The organism is Pseudomonas sp. MDT1-16 (genome assembly GCF_054898115.1).
Genome location: NZ_CM142717.1, coordinates 4,796,817 through 4,811,196, shown reverse-complemented (window position 1 = coordinate 4,811,196; position 14,380 = coordinate 4,796,817). Strand labels below are relative to the sequence as shown.

The window sequence follows — 14,380 nt, the reverse complement described above, 5'->3', positions numbered from 1 at the left end:
AGTCCTTTAGTGAGTACATGTCTGACGATGCAGGTCAGTGGCGTGGGCTCTACGGGCCGGGCCGTTGAGCGTATAGAGGCTTTGCAGCTGCGGGGCGTCCGGCGCCAGCGGCCAGAGGGTCTGCGGCAGCTCGACTTCCGAGAAGCGCTGTTGCGCCCAGTCCTGGGTGTGTGGGTGGCTGAACTGCGGCCCGACGCTGAGCACGATCGCCAGTTGACCGTCTGCGGTCATGAACATCAGCGCATCGTTCACGCCGGTTTGCTCTTTGAACTCCAGCTCGATTTGCTCCGGAGAAACATTGCGGCCGTTGGGCAGGCAGATGATGTTTTTCTCGCGTCCGGTGATGAACAGGAAGCCCTCGTCATCGAGCTCGCCGATATCACCTGTGCGCAGCCAGCCATCCTCGGTGAAGGAACAGGCACTCGGATCGACCCAGGAGTAACCCCGGAACATCGAGGTGCTTTTGATTTCTACCCGTTGCTGATCCGTCACCCGGACCTGGACGTGAGGCAAGGGTTTACCAACGCTGCCCAGCTTGCTGTGGGTAGGGGTGTTGACGCTCACCACCGAACCGTTCTCGCTCAGCCCGTAACCCTGATGAACCTCAATACCCTGCGCGCTCAGGCGTTGCAGTTTTTCGCTGCTGATCGGAGCGCCACCGGCGGTGATGTACAACTCGTTGCGCAGCAACGACAGCAGCTCTGGATCGGTGTTTTGCTCGGCCACTTCAAGGAACACGTCGAGCATTATCGGCGGTACGGTGACCGCGCTCGCCCGGGTTTTGAGCAGTTGCGCAAGAATCGCCGAGGTGGTGTAGCCAGCCTCACCGATCAGCGGCGTGTGCTCGTCCAGGAAATATACCGTGCCGCCGGACAGTAGCGGCAGGTAGACCGCCGTGACCTGTTCGATCAACAGGCTCAGCGGCACCACCGACAGGTAGCGTTTCTGAAAGGCGGCCGGGACCACGCCGAGTAGCGATTGCAGCACAGCGCTCAGGCCGTCCAGACTTTGCTTCACGCCTTTGGGCTTGCTGGTGGTGCCGGAGGTGTGGATGACTTTGCAGATCCATTCAGCATCGGCGCTGTCGATGAAGCTTGGGCCCGCCGGCACTGGAATCGGGGTCTGAAGTGCGCTGGGTACATGGACCAGACGGCTGGCGTTGAGGTCGATTTCCCAGCGCGTTTCCAGAGTCTCCAAGCCTTTGTCATCGACCAGGAAGCCCGAACATTCTAAGGCCAGGTGTTCGGCCTGGTACTTACTGAAACCCAAAGGCAGCGGCAAGGAGGTGAAGCCGAAGAGCAGACAGGCGAAGTCGGCAATGACCCAGTCGCTGCTGTTGCGCATGACGATGCCGATGGTGCGCTTTTCGTCGGTGAACTGGCGGTTCATGTGTTGCCCAAGCTGCCGGGCATGGTCCAGCACCTGGGCGTAGGTCAGACGGCGCCCGCCCGTGCCTTGCGCCGAAGGAGTGTCGACGACGCAGATGGCATCCGGTGTGCGTTGGGCCTGGGCCAGCAAGCGTTCGACGAAATGCGTCATGCTGCTTGCTCGCTCTGCACGTCGAGTCGGAATACGGTCTTGAGGACGGTCTCGTGATAGTGACGCTCCATCTCGCCCAGCTTGATGTAACCGGTGATAGGCGTCTGGTCGTAGTAGGAGCCCCATTCGACTTCCGCTTGGGAGGTCATGCGTTGCGGGTCGGCCTCGCAGATTTTGTTGACCTTGACGTTGCAGTTGCCCATCACTTTGATCAAGTGGGGGGTGCAGGTGCACAGCAAGTAGCGTGCGCCCATGCACCAGGTCACCACCGAGAGCATGTTGAACAGGGTCTGGCCGGCAACCGGATTGATCGACGCGGTACTGCCGACTTCGACGATGCAGTCGCGTTCGATCCGGGTGTTGGTGATGCTGGACAGTGTCTCCTCGCACGCTGAGTCCAGATAACACTCGGACAATAGAGGGCCTGACTTGGCAAAACTAAAACCTGCACAAGACTGAATGGAGTCATTGTGTTGTAAAACGATTAAAAAGTACTCGGGAGATGGCTCGATGATGGCATTAAAGGATTTCATGTACCGACGTTTTACAAATTCAACGGCGGACTTCCAGAGTTGGGTATTGCGTTTGGCTACTTGAATGCGCATGCAAGTTTTCCTTTCTTTTCTGCGGGAGTCGATAGTGAGATTGTTGAATCGCTTGGTTGTGGTACATGCGTGCTAATTGATCTTGTTGTTATTTACGGCAACCGGCGCCCTTTCATACCCCCTGTAACAGCTTGGTTTTATCAACTGTTGGGCCATGTTTCTCGACGGTGTTCGTTCACCATTGGGTGTCTGTTGTTTTTAGACTCCCACTCGTGTCCACAGCTATAGCCACACCGATGCGTGTAGGGCTTTCTGGTCGGGAACGGTGGGGGGCGTATTCGGTATGTCAGTGAATAGCAAATCCTTGCGATGACGTACTTAGACAGCGTTCTGCGTGGGTTCGATTTTTCTCATAAGTGGCTTGATTGTTTAAAGTGAATTAATTAACCAGTACCTATTCAGAATCTTCATGTGAGACATGAAGCCGATGCCGGGTAATCTTTTGACGGACAAAAAAATAAATAAAACGGTGCGTTAATTGTCTCGTTCTAGTTGTATGACAGAAAGAATACAGGCGAGGGGAGTGTCGGAGGATATGAGTCCGGGTGGGGCCCGGACTCGGAGGGTGCATATTCGATCAGGCGGATTGTGCCAGCCAGGCCAGTTGTGGTCCGTCGGGAACGATTCGTGTCGGGTTGATGTGGTTGTGGGAGTAGTAGTAATGCAGTTTGATGTGTTCCATGTCGATGGTGCGCCGCACGTCTTCGCGTCGGGTCAACCGGCACAGGTAGTCGTACAGTGCCGGGTAGTCTTGCAGCGGGCGCAGATTGGCCTTGAAATGCAGGCAATACACTGCCTCGAAACGAATCAGCGTGGGTAACAGGAACAGGTCGGATAACGTCAGTCGGTCGCCGAACAGGTAGCGTTGATCAGCGAGACGCGTTTCCAGTTCGTCCATGGCGTCGAAGAACACCGTAAACGCCTCGCTGTAACTCTGCTGGTCGCTGGCAAACCCCATGTTGTACACCATGCGATTGACGTGCGTGTGCAACCAGTCGTTGAGGCTCGCGATTTTGTCGCCCAGGTCGTCGGGCACCAGTTCGATGGGCGTCTTCGCCAGCGGCAGCAACCGGGTCGCCATCTGCCAGGCGAGGTCTGCGGAATCGTTATGGACGATCCGCTTCTGGTGTTTGTCCCACAGCACGGGCACCGATTGATTACCGGTGAACCCGGGTCGGGAATGTTCATACAGCGTGGAGAGCAAGGACACTTCTTCGTGCAGAGGGTCCGGGTCCACGTTGTCGAACTCCCAACCCTGGTCATGACGGCGTGCGGCAACCGACGAGACGTCCAGTACACCCTCAAGCCCCAGTACGCTCAGGACCAGATAGGCACGGTGCGAAAATGGGCAAGCCTGCGAGATATACAGATGGTAACGGTCGGTTTCAGCCACGAGCTCGGAGAGAAACAGCTGATCGTTGAGGGTGTTGTTCACCGCTTTGGTCATGTTACCTCCCTTGCGAACCAACCATTTTCAGGCGAGGTCGTTCGCCCAATTCGTTGATTGCCTGGTCGATCTCGTGACGCGCTTGTTTGAGACCTTTGGCCAGGCTTTCTTCACCCATGCCCAGGCCTTCGGCGTAGACGTATTTGATCTGGGTCAGGCCAATGAAACCGAGGATCTGCGACAGCCACAGGGCCAGGGTGTCCGGGCCATTGCTGTAGATGCCGCCGCTGGCGGTCAGGACGTACACCGGCTTGCTGTCGATCAGGCCGACAGGACCGGTTTTGTTGTACGTGAAGGTCACGCCGGAGATGACCAGTTGATCGATGTAGGCGTGGATCAGCGAAGGCGCACCGAAGTTGTAGCGCGGCAGGCCGATGACGATGCGGTCGGCTTCGTTGATTTCTTCGATCAGTTCGTTCGAGAGGCTCAGGGCTTGGCGCCCTTCATCGTCGCTCGGCTCGCGGCCATACAGCGCAGCCATGGTGTTGGCGTTGAGGTGGGCAATCGGCGTCTTGGCGATGTCGCGAACGACGATGGAGGATTCAGGAATGACTTCTTTGAGCTGGTCCAGGAAGTAGTCCACCAGTTGCCCGGAAAAACCACCATCGTGTTTGATCGACGAACGTATCACCAGTATTTTTTGACTCATGGCTTTCTCTCTCTCAGGAAATGCAGCGGCTGTTTGAGAGTAAGTTTTGAACAATCGGAGAGGCAGGAATAGCGCATAAATTCAGGTTCACCCACCCATGGCAGTCATGTATTTCTCAAGGCCCTTTTTACAGGAGCTTTGTCGGCGTTTTTGGGGGGGGGAGTTGATGCGGCTCAAGCGTTGGAGGAGGGCTGGAAAGCCCCGGGAGCGGGGCTTTCGAGGTTACCACTGATGTTTTAGGCGGAACTTGCTTAATTGCGCTGAAGCGATTTTAGTACGGGTTTGATCGCTGTTTATTTTCCAAGCGGCTGCTTGAGTAAATATCAGGTTTCGGCCGCTTCTTACAACTTCGGCCTCAATAACTACTTCGCTGTGCAGGGGCGTGGCTGACATCAACATGCTATTGAAACTGTTGGTCAGCGCATATTCATCTGGCCCTAGCAGCGGCAGTGTGGCAAGCATGCTCACCACATCCAGCATCGAGTAAATGACCCCGCCGTGGAGCGTTTGGCTGAGGTTGTCGATGGCCTCGCTGACCACCAGTCGACATTGGCAGAACCCCTCTCGTTGTTCCACCAGCCGCAAACCGCAGTAGCGCTGGTAGGCGTGTTCCAGCAACGCGCTGGAATGGGCGGCGGCGTGTTCGCTGATTTGGCGCATGTCCCTGCTCCTATAAAGATCGTCCGATGATGTCCAGCATGATTTCGTGGGTGCCGCCGCCGATGGCCAGCAGGCGCGCGTCGCGATGGATCCGCTCCACCAGGGCCGGTTCGATGCAGCCGTGGGCACCGTGCACTTGCACCGCGCCACGAGCGATTTTCTCCAGCACGGCGACCGACTGGTTCTTGGCGATGGCTACCCGGTGTGGATCGAGGTTGCCGTCGGCCATCCAGTTCACTGCCGACTCGACATAGTGTTGCGCCACCGCGAGTTCCGCGTGGTACTCGGCCAGTCGTTGGCGGATCACCGATTTGTCGAAGAGCGGTTTGCCCCCCATCTGACGCTGCTTGCACCAGTCGATACTGGCTTGCAGCGCCATGTCGGCGGAGGTTACGGCCATCACCGCAAGATTCAGGCGTTCCTGCAGCAGGCTGTTTTGCAAGATGCGCCCGACCCCGGAGCCTTGAGTGAGACGGACCACCGGGGTGTTCGTAAAATGCAGGTCGGTCAAAGGCAGGCACCGCCAACCGAGGCACCGCTGCGGGGTGTGCATGATGCCTGGGGCATGGCCTTCGGCGAGAAACAGCGCCAGACCGTCCGGAGAGTGCGCGATCAATAACAGCCAGTCTGCCCGTTCACCGTTGCAGACGAAGGCCTTGGTGCCGGTCAGCCGGTATTGCCCGTTTTCGAGTACGGCACGACAGTTCATGCCGCGCAGGTCCGAGCCGGCCTGGGGTTCGGTCAACGCCAGGGAAATACTGCATTCACCGCTCAACACCGCGGGCACCACACTGCTCGCAAGCTCAGGCGCACACCGTTGCAGCGCCTTGAGGCTGACAAAGTGTGAGGCCAGGCCCATGGTGATGCCCTGCGCGCCACTGCGAGTCAGCTCCTGCACCAGGATGGCCAAGGCGCGTGGATCATCGGGCAGTTGGTTCTGGTTCTGACCCAGTGCCAACAGGCCGGCAAGGCCTGCGCGCCGGTGCAGTGCCGGCGGGTAGGTGCCCAGGGTTTCCCACTCGGCGACATGGGGCGTGATGTGCTCCGCAACAAAGTGTGCAACCCGCTTGCGAAAAAGTTCGCTCATGGCAATTCCCTCAAAAAACCGTGGTCAGGGCCAGGTCCTGGAAGCGGTTGACGATGGGGGAGATGCGCGTCGGTGTCATGGCTCGGTCTTCTTCGAAGTAATACAGATCCGTCATGTCGCTCATCACCTTGAGCATCGACCGTGAGCGCTCCGCGGCGCGAATCTCGTAGCGTTGCAGTGCGCTGTCGAGGTTGTCGTCGCAATGGCCGATCAGCGCCTGGGCCAGCATGAAGCCGTTCTCAAGACCCAGGGTCAGGCCATAGCCGAGGGTCGGCAGCATCGCGTGGATACTGTCGCCGAGCATCACCACCCGTGAACGTTGCCAGGCGCCGTCGCCGGTCAGGGCTGTCATCTTGTGGGTGAGAATCTCCGACTCCTCGGTGGCGGCGATCATCCGTACCACCTCGCTCGGCAGCTCGGCGAACAGCTTCAGCAAGCCGGCCCGATCATGCAGGGGCTGGTGATGATGCTGATACGCGGCGAACCAGTAGCGATAGTTACTGTGGGCATCCAGCGGGTATGTCACCACGCGCGAGAAGGCCGAGGTGAAGATCTGGCAGCGATCGGACTTGAGCAGGTCCGAACCGAAATCCACCATGCCGCGGCTGGCCACCAGACCGGTGTCGTAAGGCGCAAGGTTCGGGTTGATGAATTCGCGCACGGTGGAACCGACGCCGTCGGCGCCGATCACCAGGTCGAAGTCTTCCTCACTGTTGTCGCTGAAGCTCACCCGGGTCTTTTGTCCCAGATCCTGCAAGCGGTTGCAGCCCATCTGAAAGCGCACGGCGCCGTCGCCCAGTTCCTGCAACAGCAGGCGGAACAGCTCGGTACGCCGGAACATCATTGCCGGTGCGGGGATCCCCAGCCCGCTCGGTCGCACCGGCTGGCTGTGGATCAACTGGCCTTCGCGTGAGTAGGTGTCGAGGAACTCGATCGCCTTGCCCTGCTCCAGGAACTCGCGGCTATTGAACAAAAAGCGCAGCACTTGCACGCCTTGGGGCCAGACGTAGATCCCGGTACCTGAGTCCCGAGGACCCAGGCTGCGTTCATACACCGTACAGGACAGCCCGAAGCGTTTGAGCATCAGCGCACAGGCGAGGCCATTGAGGCCTGCGCCAATGATCGCGATTTTCATGCAGCGACTCCTCGTATCCTCTGCGGGTTGACGGTGGCTTGCATCTTGTAGCGACGCTGCAACAGGCAGAGGCTGGTCAGCTCCATCAGCATCGGATCGAGCAGGCCTTGTTCCAGTGGCGTCAGGCCTGGCAGACGATCGAGCAACTGACGGACTTTTGCCGCATCGAAGAACGGCAGGTTGTCCAGCTCGCTGCCGTGCAGCACGTCCTGCACCAGTTGATACAGACGACCTTGCTGCTGCAGCGTGGCCGGTGGTGCACGGAAGTAATGCTTCTTGCGCTCATACAAGGCTTGCGGCAGGTAAGGGCGCATGGCTTCGCGGAAGATGAACTTCTCGGTCGAGCCACGGACTTTCATCCAGACCGGCATCTTGCAGGCCAGCTCGACCACGTGGTGATCGAGCAGCGGTACGCGACCTTCGATGCTGTTGGCCATTTCCATGCGATCGCCCAGGGTGGTCAGCACGAAGTTTGGCAGGTACGACTTGGCCCAGAGGTACATCGATTTATGCACCGGGTCGCGACCTTCGAGCTGGCTGTGATCGAGGCGGTCGAAGAACTGGCGATACGGGTCGATCCCGCTGAAGTGATCACGGAAGTCACTGCTGTACAGGCTTTCCAGCGCCTTGAACCAGCCGGCCTGGTTGTCCAGCCAGGACACACCGTGGTTGAGCTGATTGATCATCCAGTGAATGTCATCCGGCATCTCGGAACGGGTGTAGCCCTGTTCGCTTTTCTGGATGCGCTGGCGCAGCTTGCTGATGACCTGCGGGTCCTGGCGTTCGACGTTGTACAGCAGCATGTCACGACGGAAGTGCGGGTAACCGGCGAACACTTCATCGGCGCCCTCACCGGTGAGCACGACTTTCATGCCGGCCTTGCGCACTTCCTGGCTGAGGATGTACTTGGCCACGCCGTGGGCATTGAAGAAGGGTGTTTCGTTGTGCCACAGCGCCTGTTCGAAATTGTCCGCCAGGTCATCCTGGGTAATTTCGATAGTGTGGAAGCGTGCGCCGTTGTGCTCGGCGGCCAGGCGGGCGAAACGGTTTTCGTCGTAGTCTTCCATGTCGGTGAACGACAGGTTGAACGCATCCAGGGGTTTGCCTGTCAGCTGCGTGGCGAGCCCGAGCATCGCCGAGGAATCGATGCCGCCGCTCAGGTAGACACCGATTGGCACGTCGGCACGCAGGCGCAGGCGCACCGATTCTTCGACGGCCGAGCGAATCGCTTCGATCATGCCCTGCTCGTCGGTAGGGTCTGGCGCATCCTTGCGGGCGAACTCCATGTCCCAGTAACGGCCGCTCTGCATGCCGCCGTTATCCACCAGCACCCAGGAACCGGGTTTGACGCTGCGCACGCCCTTGAACAGGGTATGGTCGCGCAGGTAGAACGCGCGGCTCGCGTAAGCATCTTCATCCCACTCGCAAGGCACGCCGGCCGCGAGGATGGCTTTGACTTCCGAGGCGAAATACCAAGTGCCTTCGTGTTGGGTGTAGAACAGCGGCTTGATGCCCAGACGATCACGCACCGCCAGTATCAGGCGACGTTGGCGGTCGAACAGCACGAACGCGAACTCGCCGCGCAGGTGCTTCAAGCCGGCCATGCCGTAGCGACGGTACAGGTGCAAGGCGATTTCGCTGTCGGATTCGGTCTTGAATACGCAGCCTTCGGCTTCCAGTTCCAGGCGAATACGCTCATGGTCATAGAGTTCGCCGTTGACTACGATCACGAGGTCGCCTTCGTCGGCAACGATAGGTTGTGCGCCATTGTCCAGACCGATGATGCTCAAGCGCGTATGGCCCAGGGCCGCACGACCCGCCGGATCGTGCCATACACTGCTTTCGTCCGGACCGCGATGGTTGATGCTCTTAAGGGCGTCGGCCATGGCCTGTTCGGACATGGCTCCTGGAGCGGCTTGATACATACCGATAAAACCACACATAAAAATTTTTCCTTGAGAACATCAATAATGTTGGCGACGTTTCACTGCGTTTGCTCCGTGCCCGTGGACCGAGTGTTCACGCAGGGTCCGGGGCGATGTTTCAGAGGGCCCAATCAGGTTTGCGATTGTTGAAAAACGCATTCAGGCCGGCCTGTCCTTCGGAGGAGGTGCGCACCTTGGCGATCAGGCGAAGGTTGTCGGGCTGCTCCTCAAGCAGACCGTCGTGTTTGCCCAGTCGGCGCAGCATGGTTTTTATTTCGCGGCAGGCTTGCGGCCCGCCTTTGTGGATATGCCCAAGCCACTGATCGCGACTGCTGTGGAGTGCCGAGGTCGCGGTCTGTCGATGCACCAGGCCGAGGTGCACGGCGCTGGCGGTATCGAAAATCTCGGCCGACAGCATGTAGTGCCGGGCCTGGCGCATACCGATGGCGCGTACCACATAGGGGCTGATCAATGCGGGGACCAACCCCAGGCGGGCCTCGCTGAACGAGAACCGCGCATCGCTGCTGGCGAGCACATAGTCGGCGCAGCTGATCAAGCCCAGGGCGCCGCCGAACACCGAGCCCTTGGCCAGGGCGAGCACCGGAACCGGGAACTCGTCGAGCCGCTGTAGCACGATGGCCAGGCGTTCCGCATCGTCCAGGTTTTGCGCGTGACGGAACTCCAGGCTGCGGCGCATCCAGTGCAGGTCTGCGCCGGTGCAAAAGTGCGTTCCCTCCCCATCGAGCACCAGGGCCCGAAGGTCATCCTGGCTGGCCAGCAGCTCGAGATGCTCGGCCAGTTGCAGCAACAGTGCTTCGTTCAGCGCGTTGCCTGCATGGGGCCTGTTCAGTGTCAGGCAGGCCACGTCTGGATTGATCCAGCTCAGCAGAACCTCACTCATTACGCGACTCTCAAGGCTTGCTGAGTGTTTTCTTCATACAGCCGGCGATAGCCTTCGGTACCGGCGAAGCGATAGCTGGCGCTGCTGATGCGTGGCGTTTGATAGGTTTCGGCATCGCTTTGTTTGTCGCCATAGAACCAGTCGGTGTACTGCGCGTGTTCCAGCTGTGTGCGGCGCTCGAGCATGTTGGCGTGGAAGTGCTTGCGCGAATGGTTTGCGTAGCCCTTGACCACCGTGCCGGAGAAGAACTCGCCGACACTGCCGGAGCCATAGCTGAACAGGCCGATGTTTTTGCCAGAGAGGTCTTGCGCGTTGTTTTCCAGCAGTGACAACAGTGCGATGTAGAGCGAAGCGGTGTAGCAGTTGCCGATGGCTTTACCGTAGATCTGGCTGTCGGCGTAGCTGCTTTCGCCGAGCGCGGCGGCTGCGGCTGGCTCCAGGGTTTCGAACACCGAAAAGGCTTTCTTGGCCATTTTGGTGAACGGTTGATGGAAGCACAGGTAACTCAAATCGGTGAGCGCCAGGCCACCGTCATTGCGGTAGTTCTCCCAGGAATGCTTGAGCGATTCCATGTAAATATCGATCGACAGCTTGCCGTCGACAAACGCGGTGGAGGCGAAGTTCGGACGCCAGAAATCCATGACGTCCAGGCTGTATTTACCCTCATGCGGGTGAATTTCCAGAATGCGCGGGTCCTTGGCGATGATCATCGCGATAGCCCCGGCGCCTTGGGTGCATTCGCCTTCCGAGTCCTGTTTGTAGCGGGCGATGTCCGAGGCAATCAGCAGGATTTTTTCGTTTGGACGCTGACGCACCAGTGCACAGGCCATTTGCAGGCCGGCGGTCGCGCCGTAGCACGCCTGTTTGAACTCGATGACTCGGCAATCGGCTTTGAGCCCCAGCATCCGGTGCACGAAAAGCCCGGCGGACTTGGACTGGTCGATACCACTCTCGGTTGCCAGGATGACGGTCGAAATGGACGCTCTCAGATCGTCGGTCAGCAGCGGTTGGGTGGCGTTTGCGGCCATGCTGACGATGTCTTCGTCAGGCGCTGGAACCGCCATGAATTCCTGACCGATACCCACCAGGTATTTGTTGGGATCAATGTTATGCCGCACGGCAAGTTCGTGAAGCGGGAAAAAGTGCTCCGGTACATACAACCCAATGTCATCGATGCCGATCTTCATGTTCAATTCCATGATCTTTTATTCCATAGGTGAGGTGTTGGTGTTCTGCAGTGCGGCGTCGATTTATTAAGAAATCAAATGACGACAAATTATTACCGTAATCCTCTCAAGCTGGAAAAGCGAAATATTCAGATCGGATCCAGTACCTCCCTTCATGTTTTTCATTACGCTTATGCATGTGAATGTTTTTTAGGCAGCCTTCAGTCATCATGCGCAGTTTTGGCGCAGGCTTTATTCATATAAAAATCGGTGATTCTGCTGCGCACGGCACCGATGTGGCTGTTTTATGAACAACCGTAGAGGCTGGATGTGACAGAAAAGTTATAAGGTAATGCTTAAGGTATTTGCCGATTTGTCCTTCGGAAAAACAAGGTTTCTGGTTCTGGCAATAGCCCGGGGGAGGAGGACGCTAAAGAAGGGAGTCATTCAGGAGACTTAAATAACAAGGCAATAGACTACGCACCCACTGGAATGACCAGTCAGTGGCAGGGAAGTTGACAGGGGCTGTGTTTTTTAAACTAACCTGTGGCGCTGGTTTGTTTTCTCCAAAATGAACTTCTGCGTGTCGCGCGATAGCGGTGTTTGGAGCGCGAGTCCTATTGTTTTGTTCGCGGCGGGTAACAGTGATAAAGGTAAAGAACGGGTCTGGAAAAGTGAATTAAATTGAGTCAAACCAATCATTGTTTTCATGTGTTCTAAAACGACACGGATCGACAGTGAGCACGCACGAGTCGAGCGCGTCGATTGAGTAGGGCGAGAGGGTTTTTTGTGGTAAAACGCCACGTCGCAGTAGCTCTGATTTTTACCTGATACGGACAAGGAGGTTCGAATGTTTTCCAAGATCAGTCTCGACCAGTGGCAGGCTTTTGTTTCTACGGTTGAGTGTGGCGGTTTCCAGCAGGCTGGCGAGCACATGTTCAAGTCGCAGTCGGCCATCAGCCATTCGGTCAATCGCATGGAAGCCCTGCTGGGTCAGGAACTGTTCCTGATCGAGGGGCGCAGGGCGGTATTGACGCCTCTGGGCCAAGCCCTGCTGCCTCAGGCCAAGCACTTGCTGGGCTCGGCGCAAAAACTTGAGCGACTGGCCAATCAGTACCAGCCGGGGCTGTTTACCGAACACGCGCTGGCGGTCGACATGCTGTTTCCCGCCGATTTGCTGGAGCAGGCGCTGTTCCGGTTTTCCTCCGTCTTGCAAGGGCACCGTATCCGGCTGTACGAAACGGCGTTGTCCGGCGCACGCGAACTGCTGGAAGACGGCAAGGTCGAGCTGGGCATCGCCAGCAGTCTGCCGGCGGGCTATATGCAGGAATTCTTGCTCAACGTCTCGCTGCTGTGCGTCGTGGCGTCCGATCACTCACTGGCCCATTTCAACGGCGAGCTGAGCCTTACCGACATGAAAGACTACCGACAAATCGTGATTCGCGATTCGGGCATGCGCACCTCGCAGAACAGCGGTTGGCTCGGCACGTCGCAGCGCTGGACCGTGAGCAACCTGAGCACCGCGCTGACCTTTGTCGAACGAGGCCTGGGCTTTGCCTGGCTGCCGGAGCACATGGTCAGCGAGAAGCTGGCGGGTGGTCAGTTGCGCACGGTGCCACTGTGTCATCAGCGTGAACGCGAAGTGCCGATGTATATGGGCTTCCCGGAAGAGTACAAGCTCAACCCGGAAGTCCGGCTGATGACCGACATCATTCGCGAGCTGTGCCAGGGCATCAAGAGTGACAAATCCGAGGCCCTGGCACTCTGAAACCGTGACCCACCTGTGGCAAGCGGGCTTTCCTCAGAGTGTCTTGACGTCTTGTTGCGCCAGGTCTGCCGGCAGGAAGTCCTTGTCGGGGTCGTAATCAGGTTTCAGGTACTGCGCCAGACTTTGCAGGTCAGCGGGGCTCAAGGTTCCGGCCGCAAGCTTCAGGCGCAGGCCGCTGAGGATGTAGCTGTAGCGGGCCAGGTTGTATTCGCGTACCGCGTTGTACAGATCACGCTGGGCGGACAGGATGTCGACGATGTTGCGGTTACCCACTTCATAGCCGACTTCCGTCGCGTGTAACGCGCCTTGGCTGGAGATGATAGTCTGGCGCAACGCGCGCACCTGTTCGCGCTCGCTGTTGACCGAACGAAAGGCATTGCGTGAGGCCTCGACCACCTCCCGTTGCAGGCTGGTCTGGTCGTATTCGCTTTCGTCGAAACGGTGATAAGCCTCGCGAACCCGAGAGCTGGTGCGTCCACCGCTGTACAGCGGCAGCTTGAAGTTCAGCAGCACTGAACTCTGTTTCTCATTACCGCCGCGCTGGCCGAAGGCAGGTGGGTTGTCCATCACATCGGCGTCACCCTCGGAATACCCCAATTGCAATCCCAAGGTAGGTAAGTGTTCGGCTTTTTTGCTGCGCAGGTTTTCCTGTGCCGCCTGGGTTCTCAGCTGACTGGCACGCAGGCGCAGGTTTTGCGTCAGCGCCTGGTCAACCCAGGACTGGGCTTCGTTGGGCACCGGTGGTTCGACAGGGAGGGTATGGCGGATGCCGATCAAGGGTGCCTGAGGCTGGCCGGTCAGGCGATTCAGCGCCTGGTAAGCATCGTCGGTCAGGCGCTGGGCATTGATCACGCTGGCATGGGAGCGGTCGTAGCTGGCCTGCGCCGAAAGCACATCGTTCTGGTCCGAGAGGCCGGCGTCGTAGCGTTGCCGGGTCTGGTTCAACTGACGCTCGAAAGCGCGCAGTTCGGCTTTGGTGGCGGCCAGGGTGTCTTCGGCCAGCAGCGTGTCGAAATAGCTCTGGGCGGTCTTGAGTACCAGCCCTTGCTGGACGGTGGAGAAGTCCAGTTGAGCCTGTTCGCTCAGGGCGTGGGCAGACTTGAGGTTGAACCAGTGCGCGGCATCGAACAGCGGCTGGTTCAATGTCACGCGGTACAGGCTGCCGTTGCGTGTGTCGACATCATGCAGGTTGGTCCGGGTGCTGCCGTTCAGGGCTTGCAGGTCTATCTGTGGCAACAGGTCGGCCCGTGCCTGGGGCACGGCTTCGCGGCGGGCGAAGTAGTCTTCCTGAGCGGCGGCTAATTCGCTGTTGTGTTCCACGACCTGGCTGTACACCGACATCAGTGTGCTGCGTGGGGACGTTTCAACGGCGTTGGCCTGGGTGGCGAAGATCAGCAGGGTTATCAAAGACAATCTGAACATGACAGGTACTCTTTTTCGGCCAGCCTGTCCCGCAGAACCCGGTGCGGGTTCTGCGGCAGGTGGCGAGATGAAAACA

General features: G+C 58.3%; 12 protein-coding genes. 1 reads left to right on the top strand and 11 read right to left on the bottom strand.

The window, feature by feature from the left end; translation table 11 throughout:
* Window positions 1-6: 6 nt before the first annotated feature.
* The 10 genes from ACYZT3_RS22005 to ACYZT3_RS21960 all read right to left on the bottom strand — a co-directional run bounded on the left by ACYZT3_RS22005 (window position 7) and on the right by ACYZT3_RS21960 (window position 11,147).
* On the bottom strand, window positions 7-1,539 hold the full coding sequence (locus ACYZT3_RS22005) for an AMP-binding protein (RefSeq protein WP_462030758.1): 1,533 nt from the start codon (window positions 1,537-1,539) through the stop codon (window positions 7-9).
* The gene (locus ACYZT3_RS22000) at window positions 1,536-2,144 is read right to left on the bottom strand and encodes a thermostable hemolysin (RefSeq protein ID WP_282377175.1); all 609 of its coding nucleotides are present in this window, start codon (window positions 2,142-2,144) and stop codon (window positions 1,536-1,538) included. The genes ACYZT3_RS22005 and ACYZT3_RS22000 overlap by 4 nt, the downstream gene beginning before the upstream one ends.
* 577 nt (window positions 2,145-2,721) lie before the next feature.
* The gene (locus ACYZT3_RS21995; RefSeq protein ID WP_282377173.1) at window positions 2,722-3,591 is read right to left on the bottom strand and encodes a glutathione S-transferase C-terminal domain-containing protein; all 870 of its coding nucleotides are present in this window, start codon (window positions 3,589-3,591) and stop codon (window positions 2,722-2,724) included.
* A gap of 1 nt (window position 3,592) precedes the next feature.
* Window positions 3,593-4,240 (bottom strand): FMN-dependent NADH-azoreductase, encoded by a 648-nt coding sequence (locus ACYZT3_RS21990; RefSeq protein WP_462030757.1) that lies wholly within the window; start codon window positions 4,238-4,240, stop codon window positions 3,593-3,595.
* Window positions 4,241-4,462: 222 nt separating this feature from the next.
* Complete coding sequence (locus ACYZT3_RS21985) at window positions 4,463-4,900, bottom strand: PaaI family thioesterase (protein ID WP_282377170.1); 438 nt, start codon at window positions 4,898-4,900, stop codon at window positions 4,463-4,465.
* Between the two features lie 10 nt (window positions 4,901-4,910).
* Window positions 4,911-5,987, bottom strand: a complete 1,077-nt coding sequence (locus ACYZT3_RS21980) for an acyl-CoA dehydrogenase family protein (RefSeq protein WP_282377169.1) — start codon at window positions 5,985-5,987, stop codon at window positions 4,911-4,913.
* A gap of 10 nt (window positions 5,988-5,997) precedes the next feature.
* Entirely contained in the window at window positions 5,998-7,122 is a 1,125-nt protein-coding gene (locus tag ACYZT3_RS21975) for an FAD-dependent monooxygenase (protein ID WP_282377168.1), read from the bottom strand.
* Window positions 7,119-9,065, bottom strand: a complete 1,947-nt coding sequence (gene asnB, locus ACYZT3_RS21970) for an asparagine synthase (glutamine-hydrolyzing) (protein WP_462030756.1) — start codon at window positions 9,063-9,065, stop codon at window positions 7,119-7,121. Before asnB ends, ACYZT3_RS21975 begins: the two co-directional genes overlap by 4 nt.
* Before the next feature lie 100 nt (window positions 9,066-9,165).
* Complete coding sequence (locus tag ACYZT3_RS21965; RefSeq protein WP_282377166.1) at window positions 9,166-9,948, bottom strand: enoyl-CoA hydratase-related protein; 783 nt, start codon at window positions 9,946-9,948, stop codon at window positions 9,166-9,168.
* Complete coding sequence (locus ACYZT3_RS21960) at window positions 9,948-11,147, bottom strand: hydroxymethylglutaryl-CoA synthase (protein ID WP_282377165.1); 1,200 nt, start codon at window positions 11,145-11,147, stop codon at window positions 9,948-9,950. The genes ACYZT3_RS21965 and ACYZT3_RS21960 overlap by 1 nt, the downstream gene beginning before the upstream one ends.
* 817 nt (window positions 11,148-11,964) lie before the next feature.
* Between ACYZT3_RS21960 and ACYZT3_RS21955 the strand changes: the two genes are divergently transcribed.
* Window positions 11,965-12,882, top strand: a complete 918-nt coding sequence (locus ACYZT3_RS21955; RefSeq protein ID WP_282377163.1) for a LysR family transcriptional regulator — start codon at window positions 11,965-11,967, stop codon at window positions 12,880-12,882.
* 33 nt (window positions 12,883-12,915) lie between these two features.
* Here the strand turns inward: ACYZT3_RS21955 and ACYZT3_RS21950 are convergent, their stop codons facing one another.
* Entirely contained in the window at window positions 12,916-14,304 is a 1,389-nt protein-coding gene (locus ACYZT3_RS21950) for a TolC family outer membrane protein (RefSeq protein ID WP_282377162.1), read from the bottom strand.
* Between the last annotated feature and the right edge of the window lie 76 nt (window positions 14,305-14,380).

Bases quoted from the DNA above. Each gene is read 5' to 3' on its own strand.
- ACYZT3_RS21995 (WP_282377173.1), bottom strand. From the start codon at position 3,591: ATGACCAAAGCGGTGAACAACACCCTCAACGATCAGCTGTTTCTCTCC.
- asnB (WP_462030756.1), bottom strand. From the start codon at position 9,065: ATGTGTGGTTTTATCGGTATGTATCAAGCCGCTCCAGGAGCCATGTCC.
- ACYZT3_RS21955 (WP_282377163.1), top strand. From the start codon at position 11,965: ATGTTTTCCAAGATCAGTCTCGACCAGTGGCAGGCTTTTGTTTCTACG.
- ACYZT3_RS21965 (WP_282377166.1), bottom strand. From the start codon at position 9,948: ATGAGTGAGGTTCTGCTGAGCTGGATCAATCCAGACGTGGCCTGCCTG.
- ACYZT3_RS21960 (WP_282377165.1), bottom strand. From the start codon at position 11,147: ATGGAATTGAACATGAAGATCGGCATCGATGACATTGGGTTGTATGTA.
- ACYZT3_RS21950 (WP_282377162.1), bottom strand. From the start codon at position 14,304: ATGTTCAGATTGTCTTTGATAACCCTGCTGATCTTCGCCACCCAGGCC.
- ACYZT3_RS21990 (WP_462030757.1), bottom strand. From the start codon at position 4,240: ATGAGTCAAAAAATACTGGTGATACGTTCGTCGATCAAACACGATGGT.
- ACYZT3_RS22000 (WP_282377175.1), bottom strand. From the start codon at position 2,144: ATGCGCATTCAAGTAGCCAAACGCAATACCCAACTCTGGAAGTCCGCC.
- ACYZT3_RS21980 (WP_282377169.1), bottom strand. From the start codon at position 5,987: ATGAGCGAACTTTTTCGCAAGCGGGTTGCACACTTTGTTGCGGAGCAC.
- ACYZT3_RS22005 (WP_462030758.1), bottom strand. From the start codon at position 1,539: ATGACGCATTTCGTCGAACGCTTGCTGGCCCAGGCCCAACGCACACCG.
- ACYZT3_RS21975 (WP_282377168.1), bottom strand. From the start codon at position 7,122: ATGAAAATCGCGATCATTGGCGCAGGCCTCAATGGCCTCGCCTGTGCG.
- ACYZT3_RS21985 (WP_282377170.1), bottom strand. From the start codon at position 4,900: ATGCGCCAAATCAGCGAACACGCCGCCGCCCATTCCAGCGCGTTGCTG.